Below are 10983 nucleotides of genomic sequence, written 5' to 3'. Positions count from 1 at the left end.
GTTTCCGACTCTACCAGACCGTTTCCGGCCCGATTTCGGCGGTGCTTTCCGGCCCCGTTTCGCTTTCGCTCCGGGCCCTTCCGGCGGTTCCGACTTTATCAGATTCATTTCGGCCGACCTAATCGGTAGCTTTCGTGATTCGGATAAGAATCGGAGTGACTCCGTGGAATTGATTTCCGACCGGAGTGAGTGAGACTTTACTTGGTTGCTGCCGAGCTGTCCAGCTCTAGGCAACTGTTCAAATCTACCTCCCCGCGATCGCCGTGTCAACGGCTTTCGCGGGCACCGGAGGAGACTAGCAGCTCGACGGGGCCGTACGCACATCAGGCCGCGGTGGGGGCGTGGCGCTGCGGCCGGCCCCTTCCAGGCCCCCGGTCGCCGAGCACGTGGACCCGCGCCAGGAACACCGCCTTGGCGACACGGCCCTGTTCCGCGAGGGCCGCACGGCAATTGGCGCCGGTGGCACGCGCCTGGGCCGTGAGCCGGTGAGTCGGCCCCGTGTACGAGGGGCCGGGGTGTTGGAGCGGACGACCGGGAGGCGGGTGGTCGTGCGCTGGTACAGCGCGACGAGTTCGTCGACCTCGGTGTCGGTGAATCCGCCGTCCCGGTACAGGAGGCGGTCGGGGCGTTTCCACTCCGTGCGGTGGGCGGTGGCTTGGACATCGAGGTCCGTGCTTGGCCGCTGTTCCAGGACCGGCCGCGGTCGCGTTCTTCCTGTTCCTGCTCGCGGAGGGCGGTCGCGGTGGAGACGCTGTCCCTCGGGCGGCCGCCCAATAAGCCGGGCTGCGGGACGACGGCGGCCCGATCCGGTTCCGGCACGCGTCGGCACGGGGGCCACGGGCGTCATGGAGATCCTGATGGTCTTCGGGGTCGTCGCTCGTTCCGTGCGGCTGGTGTCCGAACGCGGGGGGCAGCTCGGGGACGTGCGCGCGGGAACTCCGGTCGTGCGGGAACGAATGCCCGCGTCACGGGTCCCGGTCGTGCCGCCCCGCCGCCGTGGCTCGCGGGGCACTGGGCGCTTCGCCCGGCTCGGCCTCTCGGCGGTGCCGGCGGTGCGCCGGTGCCTCACGTGCGCGAGGAGCCAGCACCCAGTACGCCCGGTGCCTCGCGTGCGCGGGGCGCCGGGCCCGGCTTCGTGCCGTCCGCCCGGGTCCCGGTGGTCCTGGGGTCAGGAGAAGACCGAGGGCGGGGTGTCCAGGTCCTCGAGTTCGATGCCGGGGGCCGCGAGGACCACGTCGCCGGCGATGTGGACGGTGTGCCGCTCGCCGGTGTCCAGGGTGCTGACCTGGTACTCGTCCACTGTCAGGGGGCCGTTGTCAGTGGGGTGCGCTTCACTTTTCAGCAGGGCCCAGGACTGGTCGACCGTGAGGGGGGCGAGGACCGGAACCGTGAAGGCGACGAGCCTGACACGGGTCTCGGGGGAGCGGGGGGTGAGACGCAGAAGTCGCGTGAGGGCGACGAGGAACGCCGGGGACGTGCCGGTGAAGGCGTGGGCGCGCACATTGCCTTCGGTGGCGTGGGTTCCGGTGGGGTCCGTGCGGACCCAGGTGACGCCGTCGAGGGCCGCGCCGCGGACCTGCCAGCTCGCGGCGTGCAGTTCGAGACGGATGGGGCGGCCGAGTTCGTCGACGGCCAGGTCGACGGAGCCCGCGTGGTCGCCGGAGGGGGTGGTGGTCTGCGAGACGTAGCGCCAGCCCGAGGGGCCGGGCGCGCAGTGGAAGTGTTCTTCGCCGAGGGGGGTGTGATCGTGCGGGTCATGGAGTGAATAACGGCCGCGGGGCATGGGGCGGTCCTCGGGAGGGGGCGCTTCCAGGAGCGGGGGCGGGGGCTGGACGGGGCAGGCCCCCCGGCACGGGGGTGCGGGGGGCCTGGCCGGGTGCTCGTCCCTCCGGGGCCGTCCCTTCACGGGGGCGGCCCCGGGCGGGGTCCGGTCCTGCTGTCCGGGACGGCGTCGCGTCAGCGCGCGGGCGCCGCCGGCCGGGACATCAGTAGCGGTAGTGGTCGGGCTTGTACGGGCCCTCGACCTCGACGCCGATGTAGGCGGCCTGCTCCGGACGCAGGGTCGTCAGCTTGACGCCCAGCGCGTCCAGGTGGAGACGGGCGACCTTCTCGTCCAGGTGCTTCGGGAGGACGTAGACGTCGGTCGGGTACTCCTCCGGCTTGGTGAAGAGCTCGATCTGGGCCAGGGTCTGGTCCGCGAAGGAGTTCGACATCACGAAGGAGGGGTGGCCGGTCGCGTTGCCCAGGTTCAGCAGGCGGCCCTCGGACAGCACGATGAGGACCTTGCCGTCGGGGAACGTCCAGGTGTGGACCTGCGGCTTGACCTCGTCCTTGACGATGCCCGGGATCTGCGCGAGACCGGCCATGTCGATCTCGTTGTCGAAGTGGCCGATGTTCCCGACGATGGCCTGGTGCTTCATCCGGGCCATGTCACCGGCCATGATGATGTCCTTGTTGCCGGTGGTGGTGATGAAGATGTCGGCGGTCTCGACGACGTCGTCCAGGGTCGTGACCTGGTAGCCGTCCATCGCCGCCTGGAGCGCGCAGATCGGGTCGATCTCGGTGATGATCACGCGGGCGCCCTGGCCGCGCAGGGACTCGGCGCAGCCCTTGCCGACGTCGCCGTAGCCGCAGACCACGGCCGTCTTGCCGCCGATGAGGACATCGGTGGCCCGGTTGATGCCGTCGATGAGGGAGTGCCGGCAGCCGTACTTGTTGTCGAACTTCGACTTCGTCACGGCGTCGTTCACGTTGATCGCCGGGAACAGCAGCGTTCCGTCGCGGTGCATCTCGTACAGGCGGTGGACGCCCGTCGTGGTCTCCTCCGTCACGCCGCGGATCTCGGACGCCAGCTGGGTCCACTTCTGCGGGTTCTCGGTGAGGGTGCGGTTGAGGAGGCGCAGGATGTGGGCGTACTCCTCGCTGTCCGCGGTGGACGGGTCCGGGGCGGAGCCGGCCTTCTCGAACTCGACGCCCTTGTGGACGAGGAGGGTGGCGTCACCACCGTCGTCCAGGATCATGTTCGGGCCGCCGGTGGGCGTGTTCGGCCAGGTCAGGGCCTGCTCGGTGCACCACCAGTACTCCTCCAGGGTCTCGCCCTTCCAGGCGAAGACCGGGACGCCCTGGGGGTTCTCCGGGGTGCCGTTGGGGCCGACGGCGATGGCCGCGGCGGCGTGGTCCTGGGTGGAGAAGATGTTGCAGGAGGCCCAGCGGACCTCGGCGCCGAGCGCGACGAGGGTCTCGATGAGGACGGCGGTCTGCACGGTCATGTGCAGGGAGCCGGTGATCCGGGCGCCGGCCAGCGGCTGCTGCTCGGCGTACTCGCGGCGGATCGACATCAGACCGGGCATCTCGTGCTCGGCGAGGGTGATCTCCTTGCGGCCGAAAACGGCCAGGGAGAGGTCGGCGACCTTGAAGTCCTGGTGGGCGACAGTCGTCATGACGGGGCTGCTCCTCGTGGATCGGGTGCGAGGGTCGGTCGGGGCGCCGGGCACCGCGGCGGGGCCCCTGGGCATACGGATGCCCGGGTCCTTCCATGGTGCCGTCGTCGGAGGCCCTCTCTCCCTCGGCCGGTCCCGGGACCGCCCGACCGCCATCAGCAGCGACGTCTGGCTGGTCACGAATCTACACCGACCGGCGCGGCGGGCCACAGTCCGGATCGAGCCGGGGAGAGGGCGCGGGGCTCCGTGCGGACGTGCCGGGGCCCCCGGAGCCGCGGGGTTCCGGGGGCCTCAGTGGGGCGGGACGGGGTCAGTGGCCGGTGCCCCCCGGGGTCGCGGACGGGTCGGGGCCCGCCGCGGCCTCCTTCTCGCTGTAGATGTCCGGCTCCAGGTAGATGACCCGGGCGATCGGGACGGCGGCGCGGACGCGTGCCTCGGCGGCGTCGATGGCGCGCGCGACGTCGGCGGCGGTGTCGTCGTGCCGGACGGCGATCTTGGCGGCGACGAGGAGTTCGTCGGGGCCGAGGTGGAGCGTGCGCATGTGGATGAGGCGGGTGACGGTCTCGCCGTCCACCACGGCCGCCTCGATCCTCCTGACCTCGTCGACGCCCGCGGCCTCGCCGAGGAGCAGCGACTTGGTCTCGCCGGCGAGCACGAGCGCGATCAGGATGAGCAGGACGCCGATGCAGAGGGTGCCGATGCCGTCCCAGACGCCGTTGCCGGTGAGGAGGGCGAGGCCGACGCCGCCGAGGGCGAGGACGAGTCCGACGAGGGCGCCGAGGTCCTCAAGCAGGACGACGGGCAGCTCGGGGGCCTTGGCCCGGCGGACGAACTCCTTCCAGGAGAGGTCGCCGCGGAGCGGGTTCGACTCCTTGATGGCGGTGCGGAAGGAGAAGGACTCGGCGATGATCGCGAAGACGAGGACGCCGACCGGCCAGTACCAGGCCTCGATCTCGTGGGGGTCCTTGATCTTCTCGTAGCCCTCGTAGACGGCGAACATGCCGCCGACGGAGAAGAGCACGATGGAGACGAGGAAGGCGTAGATGTACCGTTCGCGGCCATAGCCGAAGGGGTGCTGCGGGGTCGCCTCGCGCTGGGCCTTCTTGCCGCCGACGAGCAGCAGTCCCTGGTTGCCGGAGTCGGCGAGCGAGTGGACGCTCTCGGCGAGCATCGAGGACGAGCCGCTGAACAGGAACGCCACGAACTTGGCTGCGGCGATCGCGAGGTTGGCGGCGAGTGCCGCCACGATCGCCTTGGTTCCGCCTGACGCGCTCATGGGTGTACGTGGTCCCTTCGTCGGTTCTCCGGCTCGCTGGCCGTCGTTCGGCCGGTCATTGTCGCATCAGGCAATGACGGTGGCGCGGAAGACCGTACCCGCTCCGGACAGTTGGATGCCCTCTCCCGCCGGTACGAAGACGGACTCGCCCGGGGCGAGGTCCGTCTCCCCCGCCCGGGGCCGTCCGGCGACGGCGAGCAGGATCTGGGGGGTGGGGGCGGTGAGGTCGGCCGGGGCGGCGCCCTCGGCCCGCACGAAGCGGGAGAGGCGGAACTCGTCGGTCGGGGTCTCGTAGACCTCTTCGCCCTCCGGGGAGGCCTCGGGGCGGAGGACGGCCGGGTCGGCCGGGTCGAAGCGGACGACCCCGAGGAGTTCGGGGACGTCCACGTGCTTGGGGGTGAGGCCGCAGCGCAGCACGTTGTCGGAGTTGGCCATGATCTCGACGCCAAGGCCGTCGAGGTAGGCGTGCGGGACGCCCGCGCCGAGGTAGAGGGCCTCGCCGGGCTGGAGCCGCACGTGGTGGAGGAGCATCGCGGCGAGGACGCCGGGGTCGTGCGGGTGGTGGTGGGCGAGGGTCGCGTACGGGGCGTAGACGCCGCCGAGGCGGTCGGCGGCCCCGGCGGCCTCGTCGACGGTGCGCGCCGTCTCGTCGGGGTCGGCGGTGAGGAGCGCGGTCAGGACCTCGCGGAGCGCGGCCCCGGCGGGACGGGCGTGCAGCAGGTCCACGTACGGCTTGAGGGAGTCGACGCCGAGCCCGGCCATCAGGTCGCCGGCGCCGGCCGGGTCGCGGAAGCCGCAGAACCCCTCGAAGGGGGTGAGGGCGCAGATCAGCTCGGGCTTGTGGTTGGCGTCCTTGTAGGTGCGGTGCGGGGCGTCGACCGGGATGCCGGCGGCCTCCTCCGCGGCGAAGCCCGCGCGGGCCTGTTCGAGATCGGGGTGGACCTGGAGGGAGAGCGGGGCGCCGGCGGCGAGGATCTTGAACAGGAAGGGGAGGCGCGGGCCGAACTTCTCGACGGTCCGCTCGCCCAGTTCGCGTACGGGGTCGGCGTCGATGAGCCGGTTCAGCGGGCCCCGCCCGGTGAGGGAGGGGGCGCCGGGGTGGGCGCCCATCCACATCTCGGCCTGGGGCTCGCCGGTGGGGGTGGTGCCGAGCAGGTCGGGGATGGCCGTCGTGGAACCCCAGGCGTAGGGGCGGACGGTGTTGACGAGGCGGTCCATGGTGCCTGCCGGCTCCTCGGGTGGTGGCGGACGTGTGGTGTGTCGCGAGACAGATGACAGGGGGTGGGTGACGGGCGGGTGTCGGGACGGTGGACGGGGACGGAGGCCCGGGCGGAGCGGACGGGGGTACGGGGTACGGGGCGGTTCGGGGTGCCCCGTACTGGTTGCCGCTCCGGGGCGTGCGGGGCCCGGACACGGGACCGGACACGGGGCCGGGGTCCGGGTGGACGGAGCCGGGGCCGTGGCCCGGTCGGCACCCGGGCCGGCACCGGGTCCGGGCCCGGCGGGCCGCGGGGCCGGGGTCGCGCGGCCCGGGGTCGCGCGGTCCGGGGTCGCGCGGTCCGGGGTCGCGCGGTCCGGGTGTCTACGGGGTCGCGCGGTCCGGGGTGGCCAGGGCCAGGTAGACGGCCGCGAAGTCGGTCACGGCGAGGAGTTCGGCGAGCGTCTCCAGGGCGCCGCCCTCCTCCGGTTCCAGTTCGCTGACGGCCGTGTCGTGGCCGAGGGCCAGTTCCCGGGCGGCGGGCGCGGCGCTGAGGCCGTCGGCCGGCCGGTCGCGGAGCAGGACCACCCGGGCGCGCAGGGCCTGCGGCTCCTCGACCCGGTCGCGGAAGAAGTCGTCGGGGTCGGCGCCCGCCGCGTAGCCGCCGGTGAGCAGGACGCCGTGCGCGGGCAGCGCCTCGGGGAGTTCCGCGGCGAGGGCGGGCTGGCCGGCCAGTTCGGCGAGGACGGCGGCGAAGCGGCGGCCGACCGGGCCCGCCGCGTCGCCCTCGGTCCAGATCAGCGGGAGCGAGTCCGCCAGCTCGGCGGCGAGCGTCTTCGCCGGGTTGTCGTAGGTGGCGACGGCCGGGCCGCAGCGTTCGGCCGTGCGGTCGAGGCGGTCGGCGACCTTCTCCAGGGCCTCCGGGGGCGCCTCCAGGAGGCCGAGGCGGTTGAGGAGGGCGAGCAGCGGGGTAAACAGGGCCCAGAGGGCGCCGGGGCTGGCCGCGATGTTCTCGGCGTACTCGTCGGGGAGTTCGTTCGGGGCGACGGCCATCGGGACGAACAGGCCGTGCGAGCCGCTGACCGTCTCCGTGAGCGGGCAGCCCCGGGGGGCGACGGCGACGACCGTGAGGCCCCGGCGGTACGCCTGTTCGGCCAGGAGCGCGAGGCCCGGTTCGGAACCGTCGGTGGTGGGGAGCAGCAGCAGGTCCACGGAGCCGGCCCAGCCGGGCAGCGCCCAGCGCAGGGCGCCGCCGGCGGGGGCGACGCCGGTGGGACGGAGCCGTACGACGGGGGCGGCGGCTCCGGCGAGGGCGCCGATCAGGTCGGCGACGCCGGTGGCGGCGGTGCCGGGGCCCGCGACGAGGACCGCGCGGGGGCGGCCCTCGGGGCGGAGGTCCGCGATGCCGGCCTCGGCCGCGTGGCGGGCGGCGGTCCGTACCCGCGCGCCGGCCTCGGCGGCCCCGAGGAGGAGGCCGCGGCGGTCGGCCAGGGCGAGGTCGTCCGGGGCGTCGAGGAGGTTCTCGTCGAGCATCTGGTGCCTCCCGGGGGTGGGGTGGGGGTTCCCCTGGCGGGGTGCCTCGGGGTGGGTGCGGGATTTCCCCGACGGGCTCCGTGGGGCGTGGTGTCGCGGGACGTGGCCGGGACGTCCGCGCGTGCGGGTCCGGCGGGGCGCGGGGCCGTTGCGGGGCCGGCGTCGGTGCGCCGGGGTGCGGGTCCGGGGCCGTCCGGCCCGCGTGCGGTGCGTCCCGCTCCGGTCCCCGCCGTCCGGGCCGTCCCGGGGTGCGGGTCCTCCCCCGGGCGGTGACCGGTCGCGCGGGGCCGGTGCCGGGTCCGGCCCCGGCGGGTGTCACCCGTCGTGCGCGCGGGGACGGCCCGGTCCCCGTACGGCCGGACGGCTGCCTCCCGGGGGCGGGAGGGGGGCGCGGGGCCACCGGCCCCGCGCCGTCCCCCGGGACGCGGCGGTCACGACGGGCGGCGGGCCTCGTCGGTGAGGAGGACCGGGATGCCGTCGCGGACCGGGTAGGCGAGGCCGCAGTCGGCGCCCGTGCAGACCAGTTCCGGGGTCTCGTCCGCCGTGCGGTCGTTCAGCGGAGCGTGGCACGCGGGACAGGCCAGGATCTCCAGGAGGCCGGCTTCGAGCGGCATGGGATGGTCCCTTCGGACGAACGGTGGTGGTACTGCCCTTCGGGCCGGGTCAGCCTACCGCCGGGGAACGGGGACGGCCCCGTGCCCCGGCGTCCGGCGCGGGGTCAGTCCGCCGCCCGGACCAGGGCGAGGACCTCGTCGCGGACCCGGGCCATGGTGGCCTCGTCGCGGGCCTCGACGTTGAGGCGGAGCAGCGGTTCGGTGTTGGAGGCCCGGAGGTTGAACCACCAGTCCCCGGCGGTCACGGTGAGGCCGTCGAGCTCGTCGAGGGCGATCCCGTCCCCGCCCTCGTACGCCGCCCTGACCCGGGCGGTGCTGGCGGCCTGGTCGGCGACGGTCGAGTTGATCTCGCCGGAGGCGGCGTAGCGGTCGTAGACGGCGACCAGCTCCGAGAGGGTGCCCTGCTGGCCGCCGAGGGCCGCGAGGACGTGGAGGGCGGCGAGCATGCCCGTGTCGGCGTTCCAGAAGTCCCGGAAGTAGTAGTGCGCCGAGTGCTCGCCGCCGAAGATCGCCCCGGTCTTCGCCATCTCCTCCTTGATGAAGGAGTGGCCGACGCGGGTGCGGACGGCCTCGCCGCCCTGCTCGCGGACGACCTCGGGCACGGACCAGGAGGTGATCAGGTTGTGGATGATCGTTCCGCCGGGGTGCTTGGCGAGTTCGCGGGCGGCGACGAGGGCCGTGATCGCGGACGGGGAGACCGGCTCGCCCCGCTCGTCGACGACGAAGCAGCGGTCGGCGTCGCCGTCGAAGGCGAGGCCGATGTCGGCGCCCTCCTCGCGGACGCGGGCCTGGAGGTCGACGATGTTCTTCGGGTCGAGCGGGTTGGCCTCGTGGTTCGGGAAGGTGCCGTCCAGTTCGAAGTACATCGGGACGGTGTCGAGCGGGAGCCCCTCGAAGACGGTGGGGACGGTGTGGCCGCCCATGCCGTTGCCCGCGTCCACGACGACCTTCAGGGGGCGGATGTCCGTGAGGTCCACGAGGCCCTTGAGGTGGGCGGCGTAGTCGTCGAGGGTGTCCCGCTCGGTGATCGTGCCGGGGGTGGCGGCGGCCTCCGGGGCGCCCTTCTCGGACCATTCCTCGGCGAGGGCGCGGATGTCGGCGAGACCGCTGTCCTGGCCGACGGGGGCGGCTCCGGCCCGGCACATCTTGATGCCGTTGTACTGGGCGGGGTTGTGGGAGGCGGTGAACATCGCGCCGGGCAGGCCGAGGCTGCCGGAGGCGAAGTACAGCTGGTCGGTGGAGCAGAGACCGATGAGGGTGACGTCGGCGCCGAGGCGGGCCGCGCCGCGCGCGAAGGCGCCCGCCAGGCCGGGCGACGAGGGGCGCATGTCGTGGCCGACGACGATCGCGTCCGCGTCCGTCACCCGGACGAAGGCGGCGCCGAAGAGTTCGGCGAGCGGCTCGTCCCACTGGTCGGGCACCACTCCGCGGATGTCGTACGCCTTCACGATCTGCGACAGATCGGCAGTCACGGATCCACCCTCCTGAGTCATGGGCACGCGTGTACGGCGCGTGTTGTACGGAACGCCCAAACTACCCGGAGCGGGGCGGGCGAACCGGGAGGGTGGCCGGTTGTGCTCCGTTGTCGTCAGTTGTCGGGCGAACGGAGCACCCTGAGGTGTCCCCGGCGGCCGACCTCCATGGGGTCGCCGCCGCGGCCTCCGCCGCCCTTGCCGCCGGCCTCGGCCGCGCGCTCGTGGGGACGGGCCGCCTCCCGCACCGCGTTGGCGAGGGCTTCGAGGTCGTCGCCGCTGGGGCGGACCGGGGCGGAACTGTCGGAGAGCCGCACCACTTCCCACCCGCGCGGGGCGGTGAGGCGTTCGCTGTGCTCGGCGCACAGGTCGTAGCAGTGGGGCTCGGCGTAGGTGGCGAGCGGGCCGAGGACCGCAGTCGAGTCGGCATAGACGTACGTCAGTGTCGCGACGGCAGGGCGGCCGCACGCGGTGCGCGAACAGCGACGTACAGGGCTCACGACGTTGGACGGTACCGCACTCTTGAGCGGGCCGCGACGACCCTCCCTCGGGTCACTCCACCGTGTCGCGGTGTGACCTCCGCCATACCGCCGCCCGGACCGGCCGGTCCGACCTGCGGGGAAGGCCTGACGGGGGTTCGGGGAATGGGGGCGATCCGGACACTTTGGGATATGAATCCGGTCAACCGGGGCCAGATGGCCGATCGTGACCGGGTTCCGTACCGGACAGGCGATTGGCCGGAATGTTCAGGTTTCGACAGGCCGCGCGGGAGACGGGCGACGGCACGGGAAGGGCGCGCGGGCGACGGGGGCGGTGCGGGAGGGACGGCGCGGGAGGGGCGCGAGGGCGGCGCGGGAGGGACGGCGCGGGAGTGCCCGGCATCGGGGGACGGGGAGGGTTACGCTGCGTCAGTGATGGACAGTCCCGTGCCACCGAGCCCTTCGCACCTTCCCGGGGAGCCCCCGGCGGAGCCGCGGGTCCGCCGACGCGACCGGCACGGCCGCGGGATGCGCGGGCCGGTCGCCCCGCCGCAGGTGCCGCTCTCCACGAGCCGCGCCGACACCTTCCGCGATCTGGTGCTGGACTCGGTGGAGCGCCTCGAACGGCGCTGGCCGCAGCTGGCCGACGTCGAGTTCATGGTCCTGGAGGTGCCGCCGCCCGTGCCGGGCGAGACGGTGCCGCTGGGCGGCTCGGTCCCGGCCGGGAAGGGCGAGCCCGCCCGGGTGGTCGTCTACCGGCGGCCGGTCGAACTCCGCTCCAAGAGCCGGGACGAACGGGCCCTCCTCGTCCACGAGGTGGTCGTGGAGCAGGTCGCGGAACTCCTCGGGCTCTCCCCCGAATCGGTGGACCCCCGGTACGGGCAGGACTGACGTCCCGTCCGCCCGTACGGGACCGGCGTCCGCTCCCGTACGGGGCCGCCCCGGGTCCCTGCGGGCGGGACCCGGGTGCC

The 10983-nt window shown here is 73.7% G+C and carries 9 protein-coding genes; 1 reads left to right on the top strand and 8 read right to left on the bottom strand.

The annotated features are described in order from the left end of the window. Positions 1-1168 precede the first annotated feature (1168 nt). The 8 genes from ACZ3IL_RS19435 to ACZ3IL_RS19400 form a co-directional block, all read right to left on the bottom strand. On the bottom strand, positions 1169-1783 hold the full coding sequence (locus ACZ3IL_RS19435) for a hypothetical protein (protein ID WP_467391647.1): 615 nt from the start codon (positions 1781-1783) through the stop codon (positions 1169-1171). A gap of 202 nt (positions 1784-1985) precedes the next feature. Next, a complete protein-coding gene (gene ahcY / locus ACZ3IL_RS19430; protein WP_467391646.1) occupies positions 1986-3440 on the bottom strand; it encodes an adenosylhomocysteinase in 1455 nt (484 codons plus the stop codon). A 310-nt stretch (positions 3441-3750) separates the two neighbouring features. Continuing rightward, complete coding sequence (locus tag ACZ3IL_RS19425) at positions 3751-4716, bottom strand: cation diffusion facilitator family transporter (RefSeq protein WP_467391645.1); 966 nt, start codon at positions 4714-4716, stop codon at positions 3751-3753. A 66-nt stretch (positions 4717-4782) separates the two neighbouring features. Further along, the gene (gene manA / locus ACZ3IL_RS19420; RefSeq protein WP_467391644.1) at positions 4783-5934 is read right to left on the bottom strand and encodes a mannose-6-phosphate isomerase, class I; all 1152 of its coding nucleotides are present in this window, start codon (positions 5932-5934) and stop codon (positions 4783-4785) included. 364 nt (positions 5935-6298) lie between these two features. Then, positions 6299-7447 carry an SIS domain-containing protein gene (locus tag ACZ3IL_RS19415; protein ID WP_467391643.1) on the bottom strand — a complete coding sequence of 383 codons (1149 nt, stop codon included), beginning with the start codon at positions 7445-7447 and terminating at the stop codon, positions 6299-6301. A 431-nt stretch (positions 7448-7878) separates the two neighbouring features. Continuing rightward, a complete protein-coding gene (locus tag ACZ3IL_RS19410; protein ID WP_467391642.1) occupies positions 7879-8061 on the bottom strand; it encodes a Trm112 family protein in 183 nt (60 codons plus the stop codon). 104 nt (positions 8062-8165) lie between these two features. Beyond that, a complete protein-coding gene (locus ACZ3IL_RS19405; protein ID WP_467391641.1) occupies positions 8166-9533 on the bottom strand; it encodes a phosphomannomutase/phosphoglucomutase in 1368 nt (455 codons plus the stop codon). 116 nt (positions 9534-9649) lie between these two features. Next, the gene (locus ACZ3IL_RS19400) at positions 9650-10033 is read right to left on the bottom strand and encodes a DUF3499 domain-containing protein (RefSeq protein WP_467391640.1); all 384 of its coding nucleotides are present in this window, start codon (positions 10031-10033) and stop codon (positions 9650-9652) included. A gap of 414 nt (positions 10034-10447) precedes the next feature. Between ACZ3IL_RS19400 and ACZ3IL_RS19395 the strand changes: the two genes are divergently transcribed. Next, a complete protein-coding gene (locus ACZ3IL_RS19395; RefSeq protein WP_467391639.1) occupies positions 10448-10903 on the top strand; it encodes a metallopeptidase family protein in 456 nt (151 codons plus the stop codon). The last annotated feature ends 80 nt before the right edge of the window (positions 10904-10983 follow it).

Source organism: Streptomyces sp. NPDC014907 (genome assembly GCF_055562975.1).
This window is presented reverse-complemented; position numbering and strand designations above follow the sequence as displayed.